This window comes from Psychrobacter sp. NPDC064578, from assembly GCF_044901245.1.
Lineage (GTDB): Bacteria > Pseudomonadota > Gammaproteobacteria > Pseudomonadales > Moraxellaceae > Psychrobacter > Psychrobacter cibarius_C.
The window spans coordinates 107,914-129,144 of sequence record NZ_JBJDPI010000009.1 but is presented as its reverse complement, the minus strand read 5'-3'; the positions used below and the strand labels follow the sequence as shown (position 1 = coordinate 129,144).

General features: G+C 42.2%; 17 protein-coding genes. 6 read left to right on the top strand and 11 right to left on the bottom strand.

The window, feature by feature from the left end; genetic code table 11:
• Window positions 1-327 precede the first annotated feature (327 nt).
• Together ACI2JM_RS11735 and ACI2JM_RS11730 are read left to right on the top strand one after the other, a co-directional pair.
• Window positions 328-948 carry a hypothetical protein gene (locus ACI2JM_RS11735; protein WP_060491436.1) on the top strand — a complete coding sequence of 207 codons (621 nt, stop codon included), beginning with the start codon at window positions 328-330 and terminating at the stop codon, window positions 946-948.
• A gap of 110 nt (window positions 949-1,058) precedes the next feature.
• The gene (locus tag ACI2JM_RS11730) at window positions 1,059-1,748 is read left to right on the top strand and encodes an esterase/lipase family protein (protein WP_404644353.1); all 690 of its coding nucleotides are present in this window, start codon (window positions 1,059-1,061) and stop codon (window positions 1,746-1,748) included.
• A 39-nt stretch (window positions 1,749-1,787) separates the two neighbouring features.
• Here the strand turns inward: ACI2JM_RS11730 and ACI2JM_RS11725 are convergent, their stop codons facing one another.
• The 4 genes from ACI2JM_RS11725 to ACI2JM_RS11710 form a co-directional block, all read right to left on the bottom strand.
• Complete coding sequence (locus ACI2JM_RS11725; RefSeq protein WP_270896966.1) at window positions 1,788-3,122, bottom strand: HRDC domain-containing protein; 1,335 nt, start codon at window positions 3,120-3,122, stop codon at window positions 1,788-1,790.
• A 330-nt stretch (window positions 3,123-3,452) separates the two neighbouring features.
• Window positions 3,453-4,046: a recombination mediator RecR gene (gene recR / locus ACI2JM_RS11720; protein ID WP_238035459.1), complete on the bottom strand. Its 594-nt coding sequence runs from the start codon at window positions 4,044-4,046 to the stop codon at window positions 3,453-3,455.
• Between the two features lie 119 nt (window positions 4,047-4,165).
• Window positions 4,166-4,495 (bottom strand): YbaB/EbfC family nucleoid-associated protein, encoded by a 330-nt coding sequence (locus ACI2JM_RS11715; protein WP_045445429.1) that lies wholly within the window; start codon window positions 4,493-4,495, stop codon window positions 4,166-4,168.
• 80 nt (window positions 4,496-4,575) lie between these two features.
• Entirely contained in the window at window positions 4,576-5,865 is a 1,290-nt protein-coding gene (locus tag ACI2JM_RS11710; protein WP_404644350.1) for an O-succinylhomoserine sulfhydrylase, read from the bottom strand.
• A gap of 479 nt (window positions 5,866-6,344) precedes the next feature.
• On the opposite strand from ACI2JM_RS11710, the gene ACI2JM_RS11705 reads away from it, so the two are divergent.
• The 3 genes from ACI2JM_RS11705 to dusA all read left to right on the top strand — a co-directional run bounded on the left by ACI2JM_RS11705 (window position 6,345) and on the right by dusA (window position 10,693).
• Window positions 6,345-7,985 carry a phospholipase D family protein gene (locus tag ACI2JM_RS11705; RefSeq protein ID WP_270896975.1) on the top strand — a complete coding sequence of 547 codons (1,641 nt, stop codon included), beginning with the start codon at window positions 6,345-6,347 and terminating at the stop codon, window positions 7,983-7,985.
• Window positions 7,986-8,290: 305 nt separating this feature from the next.
• Window positions 8,291-9,592 carry an MFS transporter gene (locus ACI2JM_RS11700; RefSeq protein WP_045451556.1) on the top strand — a complete coding sequence of 434 codons (1,302 nt, stop codon included), beginning with the start codon at window positions 8,291-8,293 and terminating at the stop codon, window positions 9,590-9,592.
• Between the two features lie 129 nt (window positions 9,593-9,721).
• The gene (dusA, locus tag ACI2JM_RS11695) at window positions 9,722-10,693 is read left to right on the top strand and encodes a tRNA dihydrouridine(20/20a) synthase DusA (protein ID WP_404644348.1); all 972 of its coding nucleotides are present in this window, start codon (window positions 9,722-9,724) and stop codon (window positions 10,691-10,693) included.
• A 66-nt stretch (window positions 10,694-10,759) separates the two neighbouring features.
• On the opposite strand, the gene ACI2JM_RS11690 is transcribed toward dusA, so the two are convergent.
• The 4 genes from ACI2JM_RS11690 to ACI2JM_RS11675 form a co-directional block, all read right to left on the bottom strand.
• A complete protein-coding gene (locus tag ACI2JM_RS11690) occupies window positions 10,760-11,548 on the bottom strand; it encodes a lysostaphin resistance A-like protein (protein WP_404644346.1) in 789 nt (262 codons plus the stop codon).
• A 249-nt stretch (window positions 11,549-11,797) separates the two neighbouring features.
• Window positions 11,798-12,688: an alpha/beta fold hydrolase gene (locus ACI2JM_RS11685; protein ID WP_404644344.1), complete on the bottom strand. Its 891-nt coding sequence runs from the start codon at window positions 12,686-12,688 to the stop codon at window positions 11,798-11,800.
• Between the two features lie 135 nt (window positions 12,689-12,823).
• The gene (gene sppA, locus ACI2JM_RS11680; RefSeq protein WP_404644342.1) at window positions 12,824-13,879 is read right to left on the bottom strand and encodes a signal peptide peptidase SppA; all 1,056 of its coding nucleotides are present in this window, start codon (window positions 13,877-13,879) and stop codon (window positions 12,824-12,826) included.
• 206 nt (window positions 13,880-14,085) lie between these two features.
• A complete protein-coding gene (locus ACI2JM_RS11675; protein ID WP_404644340.1) occupies window positions 14,086-17,100 on the bottom strand; it encodes a ComEC/Rec2 family competence protein in 3,015 nt (1,004 codons plus the stop codon).
• A 323-nt stretch (window positions 17,101-17,423) separates the two neighbouring features.
• On the opposite strand from ACI2JM_RS11675, the gene ACI2JM_RS11670 reads away from it, so the two are divergent.
• Window positions 17,424-17,999 carry a DUF2062 domain-containing protein gene (locus ACI2JM_RS11670; protein ID WP_227694148.1) on the top strand — a complete coding sequence of 192 codons (576 nt, stop codon included), beginning with the start codon at window positions 17,424-17,426 and terminating at the stop codon, window positions 17,997-17,999.
• 183 nt (window positions 18,000-18,182) lie between these two features.
• Here the strand turns inward: ACI2JM_RS11670 and ACI2JM_RS11665 are convergent, their stop codons facing one another.
• The 3 genes from ACI2JM_RS11665 to ACI2JM_RS11655 all read right to left on the bottom strand — a co-directional run bounded on the left by ACI2JM_RS11665 (window position 18,183) and on the right by ACI2JM_RS11655 (window position 20,838).
• Window positions 18,183-18,494 carry a hypothetical protein gene (locus ACI2JM_RS11665; protein WP_404644338.1) on the bottom strand — a complete coding sequence of 104 codons (312 nt, stop codon included), beginning with the start codon at window positions 18,492-18,494 and terminating at the stop codon, window positions 18,183-18,185.
• A 334-nt stretch (window positions 18,495-18,828) separates the two neighbouring features.
• A complete protein-coding gene (gene lolD / locus ACI2JM_RS11660) occupies window positions 18,829-19,509 on the bottom strand; it encodes a lipoprotein-releasing ABC transporter ATP-binding protein LolD (protein ID WP_045451357.1) in 681 nt (226 codons plus the stop codon).
• A gap of 93 nt (window positions 19,510-19,602) precedes the next feature.
• Entirely contained in the window at window positions 19,603-20,838 is a 1,236-nt protein-coding gene (locus ACI2JM_RS11655; RefSeq protein ID WP_055123885.1) for a lipoprotein-releasing ABC transporter permease subunit, read from the bottom strand.
• Window positions 20,839-21,231 lie beyond the last annotated feature (393 nt).

Below are 21,231 nucleotides of genomic sequence, written 5' to 3'. Positions count from 1 at the left end.
AGTATGAACAGTTGATATAAAAATAAACCTCCAAGTCAGCAGCTGACTTGGAGGTTTTTATTTTGTATGTACTTTATCTGACTTGTTATGCTCTTAGCATGGTTAACTCTAAATAAAACAAAAGATGATCAGAATAGCCTGCTACTAATACATATTTTCCTTACTTGCTGTGCGACTTCGTCACTGTAGATGCTACGTAAAACTTATCTCAGCAGCACTTAATTCTTTTTAAATTTAATCGACTATAGTTAGTTAAAATCATAATTGTGTCTATAAGCAAACGCTTTATAATGATCTTCTCATTTAATCTTATGTGGAATAGCTAAAATGACTCGTGCAAATAAAAATACGACAGTGTCTAATCACGAGCCCATTCAGCTTGAAGGTGTCATACTCATAGCAGGCATCATGTTTTTTGCTGCTCTAGCCACAGTTATCAGTATCTATTTTAATGACTATAAGTTAAACATCAGCTGTGAAAAAAAACGACCTGATGAAATAGCAATCTGCCAAATTGTTAAAGTAAACCTACTTGATCAGAAAACTGTATTATTTGATGACCAACCTATTACTACTGCTAATATATTAGGAGTATTAGTTTTTAACAGAAGTCCTAGCGCAGTTAGTAACAACTTCCAAAAAAAGCTGTGCAAAGCTCAATTATATGGTAGTTATGGAGAAGTAATTTGGAAAACTCAGCATTCTAATGAATGGTGGAAACAAAACTGCTTTGGATATGATGATAGTGGCGCTTTTATAGATTACTTAGAAAATCAAGAAATTGCAGAAAACAGAAAGCTGAATCACAACTACCAACTTGTTATCTATAAACATTGGGATAAGTACTTACTAAGCTTTCTAGGTTGGGCAGTGGTTTGCTCAATTATCCTTATTATATATTGCCATATAAGGTTGGGAATAGAACTCCGTAAAATGAGTCAAACTTGAGCTAGATTTAATATACATAGATTATATGAGTTATAAAGACTGGTTCTTCACGTTTTTAGCATTCTTTTTCATATGTTACCAAAACTATTTTTACTTTGTTGGAAAATGCCATGCCACAAAAAAACTGCGTCATTCTCATCCATGGTCTGCACCAAACCGCTTGGATCATGCGACCACTCGCCAAACGCTTGCAAGCAACAGGATTTGATACTCATCAATTCGGTTATCGTAGTATGCGTGACGGTATCAAAACCAATAGTGCCCGCCTAAATAGCTGGCTAGAAAACCATCATCACCCTGACCAACCGATAGATTTGGTTGGTCATAGTTTGGGCGGTCTGATTATTCGTGATTTTGTCACTGCATATCCGCAGTGGCAGATCGGACGCTGCGTGACACTTGGGACACCGCATGTAGGCAGTGTATGTGCTGACTACATTTGGCGCTTAACCCCAGCTGTGGTAGGGCGCTCATACGTCGATGCCTTAGATGGCAGCGTAGCGCCACTACCAAAACATATTACCCTTGGGGTGATTGCGGGTAATCGCCCCTACGGTTTGGGTCAACTGTTTTTACAATATCATAATCGCAAACTGCGTAAGACAAATAATATGCCATCAGTAGAACATCTACTACACGATGGCACCGTATATATAGAAGAAACCAAAATAGAGGCTGCCACGGATCATATAGTTTTACCAGTCTCGCATACTGGGATGCTGGTCGATAAAACAGTAGCCGCGCAAACCAGATACTTTTTACAACATGGACAGTTCGAGCATAACAAACTTACGTCTTGAGAAAATCATCATCTTTTATCAATGATAGAATCTTATGGCTTATCGAACATTGATACCCATACCCTGCTGCAACTCAGTTTTATGTTTTTTGATGACTGGAATCAGGATGTTCATGACCCAGTCATTCCGCCAGCCTTTTAAACCTTCTGGCAACTCGCTTAACTCCTTATCAAAAGCAATTACTTCATACAATTGCCCGAGCCACTTTTTACGCATCAATACATTGTCAGGTACGCCGATAGCTCGTGCATGATTATCGATCGCTTGCTGCACTGCTTTTGACAGTACTTTATTTTTTGAGCGATACGGCGGTAATAGGCAATCAGGATATTCAGCAGGGTGCAGGTTTTTTGCTTGATTTATCACTTTTAGCAGCTCTTCGCCGTATAAGCGCAACATACTGCGATGCATCGTGGTTTTGTGCGCAAGCTCTCGCATATTACTTGGTTTTTCAGTGATGATCTCACGTACTGCTTGTTTTTTAATCACAAACGTACGCGGCTGATTGGTCGAACGCGCCAGCTCCTCGCGCCACGTCGCAACCGCTTGCAGTATCGCCATCTGCTGTGAAGTATAACGATAATCTGCCATTGTTAGGTACATTGCATTGTCTTCAACATGCTGAGCATCATACAAATCACTGGCATAAAGCTGGCAATCTGCCCATACATAATCGTACAAACCTTGCTTTTTTAACGCATATTCAAGACTTAAGTAGAGTGCTGGCAAAAAGCGTACGTCATCAATCGCATATTGCTCTTGCTCATCTGATAATGGACGTTGCAGCCAGTCAGACTGGCTTTGTTCTTTATCAATGTGCATGTCTAGCTGGTCGTCAAGCGCTTGCTGATAGCCCATTTGCAATTGACCCGTTAAGTAAGACAACGCAATTTGCGTATCAAATATATTGGTCAATGGCGGACAACCAGAGAGTAGATAAAAAATTCCTAAATCCTCACCACAGGCATGCCAAATCGCCACATCCACTTTCATCAGCGCTTGCCACAGCTCAGCCAATTGCAGTTGCGGGGCGTCTAGCAAATAAATATGATCACCCACATTTAACTGCACCAATGCCAAGCGCGGATAGTAAGTATCACGTTTGATAAATTCGGTATCTAACGCCACCCGACCACAAGTTGCCAATGCGTCGATAACTTCAGCCAAACCATTTTGCTCACGCACCCACGTGACAGCAGCTTCGTCGGCACTATCTAGCAGCGCATCAATATCTGGCTCTGACGGCAGATCTGCTGACTCTATTTTAGAATTAATTGATGGTGCTAATAAATCATCAGAAGCAGCAATGTTAATGTTGTCTGCAAGGTTTGATTGGATGGCAGCAGTTGAAGCTGTTGAAGCATGGTTGGACACGGGCAGATACCTGCATAAATAGGAGAAAATAAAACGCTAAAGGGCGTCTCAATAAAAGTAAATAATAAAATACTAGGGCTTGTCCTCATTTTAAAAATGGTGATAAAAATGAGATAAATTGCAGTTAAACAAGGAAAATAGCGCAGATAATATCGAGATATTAGCCAGCTATTTGACGCCGTTTAGCAAGATTTAGCCATTTTTAACCCATTTAGATAACTATCGATTGAATTGAGGACACGCCCTAGTGAATCAATTATAACAATTTCATGAAATAAAATGGACAAGACTTGGTTTTTATAAAGAAGTTATAGAAAAAATGTCAGTGTGCTATAAAAATGAACGATTTTGTATCGCTTGTCCAAGGGTCATGCTATCAAGATATTCAAGCTCGCCGCCCATTGGCACACCTTGTGCCAAACGTGTGACCTTATTAACATGACGACTAACCGCTGCACTGATAAAGTGCGCGGTGGTCTGCCCTTCGACAGTCGTACCAGTCGCCAATATCAACTCTTCAACAGGCTCTTGCTTGACCCGCCAGACCAGTTGTTCAATATTCAAATCATCAGCGCTAATACCATCAATCGGAGATAAATGACCACCTAACACAAAGTAGCGGCCACGGTAGCCTGCGGTTTGTTCGATAGCCATCACGTCTGCTGCGGTCTCAACCACACATAGCAAGGCATCATCACGGCGCGGATCTTGGCACAGCGGACAGATGTGATCATCACTGAAGCTGTGGCAGCGCTGGCATTCGACGATATCGCGCATCGCCTCATCAAGCGCTTGGGCAAGTGCCATGCCTTGTGGACGTTTTTTGGTGAGCAAATGCAGCGCCATACGTTGGGCGCTTTTTTGACCCACACCCGGCAAAATACGCAGCTGTTTAACCAGCTGATCAAATTTGGCTGTCAGCAAAGCATCTTCCTTTATTTAACTTAATTTATAAATCGTAGCTATAAAAATGGGGTCGTATCGTGTCGATAACAACCCCATTTTGTCTTTAATATGTCGTGTTTGGCTTAAAAAATAACGACTTAGAACATACCTTGCATACCAGGTGGTAGACCCATACCTGATGTCGCGCCAGCCATGGTTTCTTCGTATAGCGCATCTGCTTGACGAACGGCGTCATTGATAGCAGCAGCGATAAGATCTTCGATCATATCTGGCTCATCCTCTAGCAAGCTTGGATCGATGGTTAAACGCTTAACCACATGGCGACCCGTCATGGTAACTTTTACCAGACCACTGCCCGCTTCAGCTTGTACTTCTTTATTCGCAAGCTCTTTCTTAGCATTTTCAACGTTTGCTTCGACTTTCTTTTGCATCGTTTGTGCTTGTTGCATTAATGCTTGAATATTCATAGTTGCCTCTTTTGTTTTTTAATCATAAATGATTGATATTTTACTAATATAAAGTGCTAACCGCGATTATACCGTTATCTTTACAAACTGTCTAAACCACGCGCCAAATCTTTGATGATATCTTCTACATCTTCTAAGCCTACTGACAAACGAATAAGACCATCTTTGACGCCCGCTTCTGCGCGCTCTTTTGCACTCAAGCGAAAATGGGTCGTTGTTGCAGGATGGGTAATCGTCGTTTTGGCATCGCCCAAGTTATTGGTGATAGAAACCATTTGGGTGGAATCAATGACATGCCAAGCGGCAGATTTTGAATCACGACTATTTGAATCGGTGCTGTCAGAAGCCTTTACCTCAAAACCCATGATAGCACCATAGCCATCTGTCATATGATGTTGACGCGTCGCAAGCTCATGAGCGGGATGATCACTCAAACCTGAGAAATGTACGGCACTAACATTGGGATGATTGACCAAAAACTCTGCCACTTGATTGGCATTTTGACAATGCGCTTGCATACGCAATTTCAGCGTCTCTAACCCTTTGGTAAATACCCATGCGTTAAATGGACTCATACTGATACCGCCTGAACGTACCACAGTAAACGCCTCTTGCATAAGCTTATCACTGCCGACCAATGCGCCGCCAAGTACTCGACCCTGACCGTCTAGATACTTAGTTGCAGAATGAATCACCACATCTGCACCCAAATCAAGCGGACGCTGCAAAGCTGGGGTAGCAAAACAATTATCCACAACGAGTAGAATATCATTGGCTTTACACAGCTGGCTTAAATAGCCGATATCACAAATCTGTGCCAATGGATTGCTAGGGCTTTCGCAATAAATGACTTTGGTGTTTGGTTGAACGGCGTTTGCCCACGCATCATTATCGAAGCAATCAACGTAGCTGACTTCCACACCGAACTTTGCCATATAATTATTAAATAGACCAATCGATGAGCCGAATAATTGATTGGCAGCAAGCAAATGATCGCCTGCTTTCAGATATGCCAAGCACATAGTCAAAATCGCGCCCATGCCAGAGGCTGTCGCCACTGCACGCTCACCGTTTTCAAGCGCTGCTAAACGACGCTCAAAGGTACGCACACTTGGATTGGTGTGGCGTGAGTAAACGTTGCCCGTCTTGTCTCCATTAAAATGTGCCGCGGCATCTGCCGCTGAGGTATAAACGTACGAGCTGGTAGTAAAGATAGCCTCTGAGTGCTCACCCTCATCGGTACGATGTTGCCCTGCCCGTACAGCAATGGTTTGCATACCATAATCGAGATCTAAATTGAGCGCGTCACTGCGCCAGTTTGGATCTAATTTATCTACATTTTTATCATCATGGGCTTGCGACTGACTCATAAATATTCCGTTGCTTTGATTGGTATTTTGATTGATATAAAATGACTGCTTATTCTTCTGATTATCGACCGAATGCATCAGCGTTATCATATCATGTCAACTTATTCCACACAGCTGGTTTCAAGCGATGGCTAAATATTATTTTTGAATACACATCTATCTCTTTCTCAACAACAGATGAAAGAGAGACGATAAGTAAATAATGACTGGATAAGTCGCTGAATCTAACAAAAATAACGTATTTATAATAGGCATAGATGACGACAGCTGATAAGCTTAGCGGCGATTTAATTTTTGCCTTGGGCGATATTATTATACGCTTCGTAATCAGTGCTATCATCGGTAAAATAAACGATGCACTAGCGCATGTCCTTCATTCAATTGATAGTCTTTTTAATGGGCTAAAACTGAGGACATGCCCTCACGCTTACTTTCTAACAAATACTTCTTTATGTAAGGCTCACTAAGGTAATTCATTTATGTCGATGTTCAGTATAGAACCAAGCAACTTATCGTTGAGTCTAACACTCGGACTAACCTTAGGTCTTAGTGGATGTCAGGTTTTGCCAAAACAGCCGCACTTACCTGAAAGCCAAGCATTATCAGCACGAGTACATGACTTATATCAACAAGAAGACAATCAAGAAACTGGACAAAGTGACACAGTAGCAACCAATGACGTTGATTTGGTAGCATCGATTAGCGAGCAGAATGATATTCACCCAGATTTATCCGGCTATCACCCCATTGTAACTGGTGCCAATGCTTTTGCTTCTCGCAGTATATTAACGGACATGTCCACACGTAATATCGATGCGCAGTATTATATTTGGCATAATGACCAAGCTGGTCAGCTACTATTGAAAGATCTGTGGGAAGCGGCTGAACGCGGCATCATTGTACGCTTACTATTAGATGATTTTAATAATGATGCCACTTTCGATCAGCATTTATTACGTTTTTCCAGTCACCCGAATATTGCAGTACGAATCATCAATCCGCTGATGCATCGTAAGTTTCAAACATTAAACTACGTCACAGGTCTGCCACGTATCAATCGCCGCATGCATAATAAAAGCATGACTTTTGATAAGCAGATTACCATCATTGGGGGACGTAATATTGGCAATGAATATTTGAGCAATGACCAAAATAGTCAATTTGCGGATTTGGATGTTTTACTCATCGGTAAAGTCGTCGCAGATATTGACAACAGTTTTTCAAGCTATTGGTCGTCGCCTTTGTCATTTGACATCGAAACGCTAGTGAAGCCTGACAACAATATAGCGCCTGATTTCCTAGCGGCACTGGACAAGCTCGGTCAGGATGAAAAAGGTAGCGACAATCATTTGACGGTGTATAAAGAAGCGCTAGAAGAGTCAACGATAGATAGTGACTTGGTCAATAAACGCGTGCCTTTTCGCTGGACAGATATGCAGTTTTTGAGTGATGATGTGGGCAAGCTGACCAAAACGGTACCAGCAGATACCAATTTGGTGCATCAATTGCGTACCTTATTAGGCAGCCCAACCAAAAAGCTAACCATCATTTCCTCTTATTTTGTACCCACCAAAGATGGTGTCAATACTTTAGTGCAATTGGCTGAAGCTGGTATCGAGATTAAGATTTTGACCAATTCATTTGATGCGACCGACGTGACTGCTGTGCATTCTGGCTATAGTCAATGGCGACCTAACTTGCTGCGCGCTGGTGTCAAAATATACGAGCTAAAATCCACCGCCTCTGAAGAAAAACGTGAAAACAAGCTTTGGAAAGCTCGTAGTCAATCCTCAACCAGTTTACATGCAAAAACGTTTGCCGTTGATGACTATCAAGTATTCATTGGCTCCTATAATGTCGACCCTCGCTCTGCCAATATCAATACAGAGATGGGTGTGATCATCAATGATGATGAGCTGGCCAAACAATTGCATGGTGCGCTGAGCGATGACCTGCTAAACCAAGCTTATGAAGTCAAACTATCAGATAATGGTAAGCTACAGTGGCATACTATGGAAGACGATAAAAAAGTAGTTTACGATTCAGAGCCACGCGTCGATATCAGCGATCATGTCTGGCTGACTATCATGTCATGGCTACCTATTGATTGGTTGCTATAGCTGCCATCATCAAAAACACTCTAAAACTTGGTCATATTTACATAATAACAGCGCTATTGAGTGATTCTTTGACCCAATTTTTTTTAGTTTGAGCACTTTTTAATTTGGGTGCTTTTCATTTAAGCACTATTCATTCAAGTGCTTTTAACTCCGAGGCTTGTTGCTCAATAACTTTTAGCTCAAACGTCTTTATTTTTTCGGCAAATCATTATTTTTCATATTGATTTGTCGTTTTTTATTATAGCCGGTTATCCAGATAATAATCGGCTTAACGAATACTATTATATGTGGATGCGCGACCTATTATGCCTTCTCGTTCTCAATATGCAATGATGTCTTCTAAAGACAGAAACACCGTACTGTTTATCTGCTTTAGCAGCGCAGTCGCGTTTTTTGATTTTTTGATTTATTTATATCTAGCAGATATCATGGCGACCGCTTTTTTCCCTGCTAATATCGACCCAGCTATTACAAAGGTGCAAGGGCTTGGTCTATTTGCAATTGGCTATTTGGCACGCCCACTTGGCGGTATCATCTTTGGTCGTTATGGTGATATCAAAGGCCGAAAACCCATACTATTGATTAGTATATTAGTGACGGCGGTCAGCTTGTTGGCGATGGCATGCTTACCGACCTATGGGCAATGGGGGCTGATTGCACCAACCTTATTTATAGTCTTGAGGCTGATACAAGGCATGGCATTTGGTCTTTATGTGCCACTCGCTTGGGTTTTTGTGGCAGAGCATGTACCGCGCCAATATTCGTCAGTATCTTGTAGCTATGTCACCGCCAGTTTTTATGTAGGCGTGTTGTTTTCTAATGCCTTTTTTCTTTGGTTAACCAATTCTATGACGACTGAGCAATTGGCTAATTACGGCTGGCGCTTGCCATTTTTCATCGCGGCTATTCTGAGTTTATTACCATTATTGGCGTGGCGATGGATAGATGAGTCACCCTTTTTTCTGGAAATGAAAAACTCAAAACCAAGCGATTATGTTGCCAAACCCTTTAATTTACTCTTTAAGCATTGCAAACATTCGCTATTTATCGGCATGGTTCTCACGCTTATTGTTTCTAGCATCACGACCGTTGTTGTGCTATTGCTACCCGATTTGATTGAATTACGTTTTACCTTAGACAGCGATTTATTTGGATTCTCACACAGTCTGGGTATTGTGTTCATGGTTTTTGGTTGTATTTTTTATGGGATAATATCCAACCATCAAAACTTCGGTAAGATTCTGACGGTTGGCTCTATTCTTTTGATCGCTCAGATGTTTGCCTTTTTCTACCATCTGCAAGCCAGCGGTGACTACATCCTTATTATGTATGCGCTTTTAGGCTTTTGTGCTGGCATCGTTGGGATGATACCTGCCATCCTTGTACAGTTATTTCCGACCAATGTAAGACTAACAGGAATGGCCTTTTGTTATAATATCGCCTACGGTATTGTTGGAGTGCTTGTGCCTTTTGGACTGGGCTATGCCACTTTGTATGTGAGTTTCTCACCAGCGCTCTACATTGCATTTATCGGTTTTATCGGCATAATAATGGGTATTTATTTTTATAATTTGCCTGAATTTAAAAAAATCGACCACATTATTTAGCTAGTTAATGGCTGCCTATTATCTGCTTAACGATTGAAATTAAAAATTAAGGTGCAATCGCATGTCTCATACATTGCACCTTGTTCATTTATTTAAGACACCAATATTAAAATATTAAGGCTCAAAACCATGGTTGATATGACCAACAAACGTCTTTCCGTTGCACCCATGATCGACTGGACAACGACGGACTATCGTTATTTCGCTCGGCTTTTTAATCCGCATGTTTATTTGTACACCGAGATGATCAGTACGGGCGCGCTGATACATGGCAATCGAGCACGGCATCTGCGCTTTGATACGCTTGAGCATCCGCTGGTACTACAGTTGGGCGGAGCAGATATTAGCGAGATGACGCAATGTGCTGAATTTGCGCAGCAGCATGGTTATAATGAGGTCAATATCAATGTTGGTTGTCCCTCTGATCGCGTACAGCATAATAAGATTGGTGCTTGCCTCATGGCAGAGCCGCACACGGTTGCCGATTTGGTCAAGCACATGCAAGCGGCGGTCGATATCCCAGTAACCGTGAAGCATCGTATTGGTATCGATGATTTTGACAGTTATGAGTTTATGGTAGATTTTGTAGAAAAAGTGGCAGCAGCGGGTTGTACACGCTTTATTGTCCATGCACGCACTGCATGGCTACAAGGGCTTAGCCCCAAGCAAAATCGAGAAATACCACCGCTACGTTATGAGGATGTCTATCGTCTCAAACAAGATTTTCCACAGCTTGATATCGAGATTAATGGCGGCATCGATACCGTTAAAGACATCGAAGCACATTTGCAGCATGTGGATGGCGTGATGATTGGTCGCGCGTTTTATCACAACCCCTACCTATTAGCAGAAACCAATAGCTTATGGAACGAACCAGCACCTAAGCGCTCAGATATTCTAGCGCAGCTGTATCCGTATATGGAGGCGCAGATTGCTAAAGGTGAAGCACTGCCAACGATGACAAGACATTATTTAGGGTTGTTTCAAGGACTGACGGGTGCGCGCAAATGGCGACAGGCATTAAGTGGTAAACCTCAGCTAACAATCGACGATATCAAACGGACAGCGGATGAGGTGTTACTACTAAATCCTAATGCTTAAGAAAATTCATTATTATGACGATAGCTATAAAAGTGTAATAATAACGCCGAAATAGCCATTGTTTATTTAGGCGATTTGCGCAATATATTGCCACATCGCCGCCCCATTATTCACGATATGCAATAATATCGGCAGTAACAGCGAACCTGACTTGATACGCGCGTAGCAAAATATCAATGCCAGTACCACAATGGTACTGATTTCATAAATACCATACTGCACATGGATCACCGCAAATATCAAGCTGGTCACGACACTTGCTACGATCGCCCCTCGATGCTTTGAATAAGTTGACGAGGTAAATTGCTCTGCGATCGCTGACCATAATAGACCACGAAATATCAGCTCTTCATAGATTGGCGCGACAATGACCATTGCAAATATCAACAGCCATACTGAGCTGACAGACTGATATAAAGGGTCGACGAAGAGCAATGGCGATTTATCAAGCAAATAAGTCAATGCCTGACTGCCAATCATAAATATCAACAGCAGCCCAAGCAATCCCATACCCACTGCAAATGAGAACGGCTTTAGCGCTAAATACTGACGACTATCGCCCCCTCTTATACGAATAACCAAGAGACTAATAGCAACCAGTAGCACGCAGCCTATCATAATAGAGAGGCTGACCACAGTGCCATCGTTGCTGCCGAAAAAGAAAATATCAGCCATGGTTGAATTTTTAGCAGCCGGTAATACCAGCTTGCCAGCGATATACACGCCTAGCAGCTGACTGATAAAAAATGCCATTAGCATGCTAACAGTCAGTAGAAACACACCCAATCGTGAAAATAGCGGCGTGCGCTTAGGCGGCGTATTAAGATTGTGCGAACCAGTAGCATTTTTTAGCATAAAGTCATTACTCAAACGGATATTTTGTTAGCTCGCATCTAGGACGTGTCCTCAATTCAATCGATTATCCTCTAAATGAGTTAAAAATGGCTAAATTTTGCCAAACATCGTTAAATAGCTTATCAATATCTCGATATTATTTGCGCTACTTTCCTTGTTTGACGGCAATTTATCTCATTTTTATCACCATTTTTAAAATGAGGACACGCCCTAGCATAAGCAATAATGAGCGTAAATGATAATCAGCGATTATGTTGGTAATTGCTGCTCAATTAATGATAATACTTGCTGAGATACGGACTCTGGATACTCAAGTGGGAACATATGACCACCGACATGGGTCTCATAAGGAATATCCAAACGCGACTTTATTTGTTGCGGAAATCGGCGTTTTAAAAAGATACTGTCTTGACCGATAATCAAAGTAACAGGCGGCTTTGGTCCATGATTTGGTGCCAGCCAATACCAAGATGGATTGGTGCGAAAGACAGCGACCTCACTGGCTTTCGGAATCGCCAATGTCACTTTGCCATCCGCACGTTCGTGTAGCCCATGCTCGATATAGCCTTGAAAACTGCGTTCATCAAAGTTTTTGAAAAAGCCTTTGTGCCGCATCTTATCATACGCATCTGCGCGGCTCTCCCAGACATCACGGCGATGCTTAGACACGCCAGCTGGTGACAATTTATCCATCAGGCGGTTATTCATCATCGGCAATCTATCCGCCGTCTTTGCCAAATGCCATAGCAAGCTCACTTTGCCATAAATCCAAGGTGGATCCATGAGTACCGCTTGGGCAAAGTACTGCGGCGCACGATACAATGCCTGCAAGGTACACATCGCACCCAGCGAATGACCCACTGCCACTACTTGCGTTACGCCATGCTTCTCACAGGTATTTTTGACACTATCAATAATCTGCTGTGTAAGGCTGCGCCAATGGTCATCGACTGGATAATCAGGCGTTGCACCCAGCATGGCAATATATTCAATGGTAAAAAATTCTGTTAACTTCTCAAAAAATGGCTGATAAACCGCACTTGGCATCCCATTAGCATGAGCAAAATGCAAGACAGGTTTGTTGGTTATTGTAGAGACAGGTAAAGCAGTAAAAGTTGGCAAATTAATTTCATCACTCATGACAAGCTCTCTTCGATTTAAGTCGCTATTTAGGGTATTTTTTATAACCATTGAATCTCATATACAATTGAGGCTGAGCATAATCATACGCTCAGCCTCAACAATCATACACAGTAAATCTCAAACATAAAACGCTTAACGCATCTGCGCATTACCTTCTTCTTGCGGTAAAACATCAAGGCTGACACTAGAGCCAATGCCCGCACCCAATTTAACAGCAAAGCGGTCCATGAATAATTGGAACGGATCTGTTGGGCTATAATTGATGACATTATCCAGCTCTAACTGCTTTTCTAAGCTAGCGATGCTGCCTTTCTTATCGGCTAAGCCAAGCTCAATCGACTGCTCGCCTGTCCAGAATAATCCTGAGAACAGTTTATTTTGTTCAGGATTTTTGAGACGATCACCGCGACCTTCTTTCACTGCATTAATGAAATGCTTGTGGGTGTTGTCCAATACTTTTTCGACATGTTTTTCTTCATAGTCCGTTAACGGACGTGACAAACTTAAGATGTCTTTGTATTCACCAGCAGTAATCGTCCGATCTTCTACGCCGACTTTATCCATCAAACCTTTGATGTTATAGCTTGGCATAATCACGCCGATAGAGCCAACCAAACTTGATGGGTTCACATAAATCTCATCCGCCGCAGAAGCAATATAATATGCGCCAGAAGCACCCATATCACCAATCACTGCATAGAGTTTTTTGTCTGGATATTCTTTACGCAAATCCATCATAGTCTGCCAAATCTCATCAGACTGTACTGGTGAGCCACCAGGTGAATTGATATCCAAGGCTACCGCCTTTGAATTGCTGTTTTCAAAAGCACGGGTCAATGCCTCATTGACATCATAAGCGTTGGCCACATCGCCACTACTAATGACACCTTGTAGCTCAACCACGGCTAAATGCGGCTTGCTAGTGTCGACACCATCTAGACCCGTTGGCGTGCTGCTGCTGCAACTACGACCAAGCGTCAGAAATATTAGTAAAATATAACCAAAGGTCAATAGTTTAAAAAAGATACTCCAGCGACGGGCGCGGCGTTGCTCGACCACACTAGCCAATAAAGTATTTTCAAGCAATCGCCATTCTTGTCCACTCGGCTGGCTTGGCGGCGACATCGGTACTGGCTGATTTGCCGAATTGTCAGGACGTTTGTTAGGGTCTGGTGGCCAGTTGGGCATATAACTTCCTAAGTCAGAAACAATCTAAAGCAATAAAAAGAGAAGATAGAAATACAGTCAGTAATAAGGAGCTGCTTCTCACTCCAAATACGTTCACAGTCATCTATATTCATAGGCTGCTAAGTATGGTGGTATTTCAATCATGGTTCAATAGTATAACTGTGAAATATCACTATATTGTAACATTGATTAGACAAGCGATATTTTTACGGCGTCATATTAGTAGTATCTACTGCCGCATTGAGAGACAACGTTGCTTCTGGCATTTTGTCATCATAAGTGATCATTTCATTGATTGTTTGACGATTTATCACCTTAGCAGTTATCTGTGATGTGCTATGTCCTAGCCATGTCACATTACGAAAAGTGCGTGGTTGCTCGGGTGGTTCAACTGGACATAACAATGTCCACATTTGCCAGATACGCTGATGAGTATCTGCATTTAATATCAGACGTGCCTGAGGCATATTGGCTTGATGAGTCGGTGGCTGGCTACTTGATGTGAGTGTTTGCGCAGTGGCAGGTGTTGATTTGAGTGGATCAGCCGCATTATATTTTAATACCCTTATGGGCAAGCTGGCATCTATAGCCACTGTACAATCCCAAACACTCGGACTGTCTATTTTGCTCCACCCTGTCAATGCTTGTATGGACAAATCACCATTGCCCAACTGCCACGTTTTGCCTTGTTCACAGCGTTGCACACTAATATTCGTAATGTCCTTGGATTGGCTAGTGACTTTATAGGCTTGCTGAAATGCAGACCAATGATCAGAGCGCCCTGCTTGCCAATACTGACTAATAGGTAAACGCTGATTAAGCTGAAAAACCGTCAAAGGCAACAGCTCAGAAGCACTAGCATTAGTAGAAGCAGAAGCATTAGAAGCTAAATACGTCTTATCAGTAGTAAGCGTATCCGTCAATCCAGCACTACTACTCTGCACGACTATACCTTCTAGTGTATCAACTGACAAGCTACCCAGCTGCTGCGCCAATGTCATCGACAGCTTATTCGCCGTTAGATTACTGGGCATCGTTCGTGCGACATTGGGTCTGTGGTCAGATAAAAATAGCCAGCTGATGTTTGTCTTATGCGTATCTGTTGTGGATGACTGCTTATTATTGGCAACAGGATACTGCAACAAAGCAGCGCTTATATAGGGGTCACCCGTTGGTAAGATATATAAGGTCGGTATCGTCGTGAGTGATTGCTGATTGGCATATACTGTCATCATTAATAAGGTGAGCGGCGGCAGTGCCAGCCAACGACTGATAAACCCTCGTGGTAGTAGCCATGGCAACATACTTAATAGTACCATCAGCAATATGGCGACATTCACGGGGGTATAAAGCCACGCTTCTGACAATGCAGGTAATGAAGTTAACCACGTTATCAGTTCATGCAATTTCGCGACAATGGCGCTAACGAGCAGCCAAATACTATCAGCAATAGCAGGTGATAAAAGATAGCAAAGCCCTGCCCACAGATTAAGTGGCACAATCACCCAACCAAATAAACCGATAGCAAACAGATTGATGACAAGACCCCACAGCGACGCCTTGCCAAATAATAGCAATGTAATAGGCAGTAAAGTAATAAATAGCCAAAATTGTAATTTGAATACACGTTTGACTATTATCCAAATATGCTTGAACGCAGTCTCTACTACACTGGCATTATGAGCAGGTGCCGTTTCTGATACGACAGCTGATTGCGTATATGATGCATCATCATATTTAAGGAGTAATACCACTGCAATAAAAGATAGCCAGTACCCTGCCTGCCATAATACGTAGGGATCAAGCCATGCCATCAACACTGCCAAGGCAAACAACACCCGCATCGTACTAACCGGCAATAATGTTAAACGTACCAAACCTATCGCAAATAACATCCATGCGGTACGAGCAGCGGGTACATCAAAACCAGTAAATAGCGCATAAATAAAAGCAGCAGCGATCATCACCCACCAGCGCACTTGCCAACGCGGTACATAACGATAAACCTTTGGCCATAGCCGATCAAAAAGCAACACCGCCGCACCTGCCAGCATAATCGCTAAAAACAACACATGGGTGCCAGAGATAGCCAGCAAATGTGAAATACCAGCCAGCTGATATAGATCTTTGGTATCGCGATTGATTAAACTGCGATCACCTGTGAGCAAACTTAAAGTGACCGCTTTTGCCTGTTGCGCTGCTGTGGTCTGTGTCGACCAATCTTGATAAAAATACTGGCGTAATTGCCAACGTCCTTGGTTGATATAAGTCTGAAAACGCTGCAGATATGAAGAAGAGGAAAATGCTGGCTTTGATACCTCAGTATTGGTGACATTTGATGTGCCAACGGTCAATATATTAGCGACTCCATCAATATGACGACCTCGCAGCCAGCGATAACTGTCAAAACCAGATGGATTGCTCAACGCTTGCTCAGAGGTCGCCAGTGGTGCAAGGGCTAAACTCATAAACAGCTGATCGCCAGGTTGTAAGTAATTTAAGCGGTCAAACGGATTGTTGTCCAAATTTTTCTTGGATGATTGTTTTGATGGATTTTTTGGATAACCATTGAGCAATACACGGTACGTGCCATCCTTACCGTTATTGTTATTGTTATTGTTATTGTTATTTTCATACAATCTATTATTGCTTAGGCTATTATTTTCATCTATTAGAAAGTTACTGGTCATGGCATCTAAATCTTCAACCGCCAACGCCGACACCAAGGGTGATATATCACTAATGACAGCAACTTGTCGATAGCCACTGTCCGTGGCGACGTCATAAACGCTGTCACTTATTCCTTCGATGGTGACTAATGCTTGTACACGCATTGGCTCAGTGATTTCTGTTAGTTCTGCTTGCTGATGGCTAATCAGGGCTTGCAGCCCACTGCCAATGATTAATCCAATTGCCAATACAGCAACTAAAACATGAGTCAAGATACGAAAGAAGAGTTTAGATTTATGTGAAATATTATATGAAGGATTACGTGAAGAGAGACCCGCAGTATGTTGCGATAAATGGCTGGGTTTTGCAGAAGGTACATTAAACTGGGCAATAACAATCAGTATAATAGCAAAAATAATGAGCGACAAAGATAAGGTGGGAGTATTCAATATATCCATTAACGATGAACTAGTGGGTATCGCCATACTATCTGCGACTGCCAAAACGCCCATCATGGCGATAATAATCAAGCTACCAATCAACCAGTACACCAGCGCTCCTTGCTTGATGAGGTGAATATTAGTTTTTGCCTAAATAAAGCCATTTATTATGATAAATAGCCACTTAATACGACGAAAATGTACCGGAATGCTAAAACACAGATTGATACTAAAACCAGAAACAACAACTGATACGTCATGCAATAGCATTTATATAACTATTACCCTATACTGACTGACATATTGCGATGATGATAATCTAACATCATTATCCTCTATATTCTCAGCTGTACACTTTATGAATAATATTACTTTATAGCAGACCATCAATGAGATTGAGCGGACTTTAGCTAACGATTACAAAAGGCGATCCTGTGCCCCAAAAACGTCTGAAAGACCTACTTCCTACGCCAGAGAAAATCTTAGAAAGTCGCACCTTAAAACTGTTCGCACCGCATTTGGCTGATCCACGATTATGGCACTTTAATCGACATAGCTTAAATAAAGCGGTCTATATCGGGGTGCTTAGTGCATTTTTCCCATTGCCAGGGCAAATGCTACTGGCTCTAGTTGGCTCATTGATTTTTCGTGCCAATGTTCCCATGGCACTCGGCTTGACTTGGATTACCAATCCACTCACGAGCTTGCCCATCTTTTATGCAGGCTATTATATCGGTGCCAAAATCCTTGACGTACCGATGATTAGTTTGCGGCTTATCGGCAGGATGATTGCTGATTTTAGCTTATGGGCACTATCAGATGGTGCAAATCCATTTATTACCTATCGCGGCACGGTATCGATTGCTGCTTTTTGCATAGGGTTGACGATATTAGCGATTGTGACCAGCATCGTTTGTGGACTGGCATTTAAGGCTGTTTGGCGATATAAAACCGTCGTGAGCTGGCAAAAACGTCAGCAAGAACCTTCTGATAAATCACCTAAAACCTAATATATGCTGCTGTTCTCAAGTCATGGTAACCATAACGTAGCGAACCACCCTTTACTTTCAACCATTCGCTAACGCCAGCAATCTAGGTTACCATCTGTCCTCGATTATTCTATGCTATGTCTCGATATCACCTTAAGCTGGCTATGACTTAAAAACAAAAGCCATTTTCTCTGTTGATACCAGTCACTCTGCTTCTTTATTCTTTTCTATGGCAGCAAGGATGTTGTCCGTAAGGCTAGTGTCCATCACGAAAACTTCAACCACTTTTTCATCTTTAAGCAATGTATAACGTTTGCCCGTTGCACTGTCTTGAGCTTTTAGATCATAATCAACGCCAGCCAAAGTAATGGCATCAAAAACGGGTGTTAATAGATCTATTTGTTCCTGTTTATCAATTGTCTCGAATAACGTCACATCCATATAGGGTTTTAACGGTTCATTGCCTTCTTCGGCACTGCCAAAAGCAGCGATTGGGTCGTCATCTCTATCCATCATAATAATCCTTCTTTAATAAATTGGCGGCATTTTTCAGCCCCATTTTGCGTTTATTTTTATTAAAAACTTAGTGTCTGTTGAACATAATCTTGTCTTTCTAGGGTATATCCTCATTTAATAATGATGATAAAAGCAAGACAAATTGCCGTTAAACAAGAGAAATAACACAGATCATAGTAAATATTAATCAGCAGTTCAGTTCAACGACGTTTGACAAATTTTAGCCCGTATAGATATCCATTGACTTAAATCAGGACACACCCTACTACTTAGCAACCATAACCATTTACGCTATTACAAATAAAGCGCTAAAAAATGCAGTGTTAAAAAACAGCTAATACTGCTCCCAATGACCATTACGTAGCAATAACTGACGATCCGCCAACGCCGCGAGATTGCGATCATGTGTCACCATTAATAGTGCGGTTTGCATGGTATTCTGCAGCTCTGATAATAATCCGAACACGCTTTGCGCATTGTCATAGTCCAAATTACCAGTTGGCTCGTCTGCCAAAATGAGCGATGGCTTCGTAACCAAAGCACGGGCAATAGCCACACGCTGGCGCTCACCGCCCGATAGCTCACCAGGTCTATGCGCCAGACGATGCTCAAGTCCGACACTTTCTAGTATCGCAATTGCTTGCTCTCTTGCTGAAGTCGTTGAGACTTCTGGTCGCATCAGCAACGGCATAGCAACGTTTTCAATGGCAGTAAATTCGGCTAATAAATGGTGAAACTGATAAATAAATCCCAAATGCTTGTTACGCATGGCACCGCGCTCAGTTTCATTCATGCTATTTAACAATTGACCATGTAGCCAGACCTCACCGCTGGTTGGCGTATCAAGACCACCAAGCAAGTGTAGCAAAGTGCTCTTGCCTGAACCACTGGTGCCAACGATGGCGATGCGCTCGCCAGCATGGACGGTCAAATCCAAGCCAGTCAGTACTTGCGTACTAACCGCCCCTTCATCATATATCTTGTTGATATTTTTCGCCTCTAAAATGGCAGACATAGCGCTTCCTTTATTTTATTTTTTTCGATACTTATTTCAATACTGAGTCTGATACTTAGTTCAGTATTTAGTCCCATACTTAGGCATTTGAGATTACTCGTAGCGTAGTGTCTGGGCAGGCTGAATCTTAGCCGCTCGGCGTGCTGGATAAATGGTTGCCAAAAAGCTCAGTACGAAAGACGCACCTGTAATCAATACCACATCTAGTACACGCAACTCTGATGGCAAATAATTAACAAAATACGCATCAAACAAGTTCAAATTAAAGACTTGATTAATAAAGCCTAAAATATCACTCACTGTAAGCGCAAATATCACGCCCAGTATCGTACCAGCAATCGTACCAATCACACCGATGACCACACCTTGCACCATAAACACTTGGGTAATCAAACGAGGAGATGCACCAAAAGTTTTTAGAATCGCAATATCCGCTTTTTTGTCAGTTACGAGCATCACTAGACTTGAAACAATATTAAAAGCAGCCACTAGGATAATTAAAAATAGCAGCAAGCCGACCATGGCTTTTTCCATTTGAATTGCACCAAATAGGTTGCCATGTGTTTGTGTCCAATCATTAGGATACAATTGCTGAGGGGCAATAGCGGCAGCTTTTTCTGCTGCCATCGGCGCGGTAAAGATGTCATTGAGCTTCATACGCACACCCTGCGCGCCATCTGGCAGACGCAACAGTTTTGCCGCATCACCCATCGGGATAAATGCCATGAGGCTATCCACTTCTGGACTGATGGTAAAAATACCTGTCAAGGTAAAGCGCTTGAATCGTGGTATCACGCCAGCTGGTGAAGGCGATGCCTCTGGCAGCACTAGCGTCACTTTATCACCCAGTTGCAGACCTAGAGACTGTACCATCTCTTCACCTAGCACAATATTGAACTCACCACTTTGTAAAGTATCAATACTGCCTTGAACCATGTGTTCATTGATAATAGAGACATCTTTTTCGTATTCAGGATCGACACCAGTGACCATAATCCCTGCAACCTGACCGTTTGACGTCAACATCCCTTGCAGTTGAATAAAGGGCGCTACAGCTGCCACTTCAGGATCTTCTTTAATTTTATCAGCCAATTGCTTCCAATCACTGATAATCTCGGTGGAAACGACCGTTGCTTGCGGGACCATACCCAAAATACGGGTTTTTAACTCCCGATCAAAACCATTCATGACTGATAGCACCGTGATCAATACGGCAACCCCAAGAGTCAAACCAATCATCGAGATCAGCGAGATAAAAGAGATAAAACCATTACTACGCTCTGCTCGGGTGTATCGTAAGCCGATAAACAACGCTAAAGGACGAAACATATTCAAACTCTTTATCTTATCTACGTGCGACTTTATATATACTATAAAACGAGCAACAGCAAATGCATCTCACACCTGCACTTGCCATAGTCACATATAAATCGAACACAAAAACAGGGTTTCAGACGAGCCAAAGACAGCCGTCAAAAGGGAGCTAGTTTGACACAATTTGGCTGATATGTGCCAGTCATTAGCAAAAACTGGGCGTATTTTTTAATAAAAAACTGGCTTTTGTTACTATTTTTTATGAGGGGCTTGCTATTACTTGCGTCAATACCTATATATTGTATGCTAAGGACAATTGTCATTAACCATTCATTGTGGTTTGTTGACCCTTTACTGATGACAACGTTGCCAACTATCATAAATCTATCGTGTTAAATAAAGCCTTAT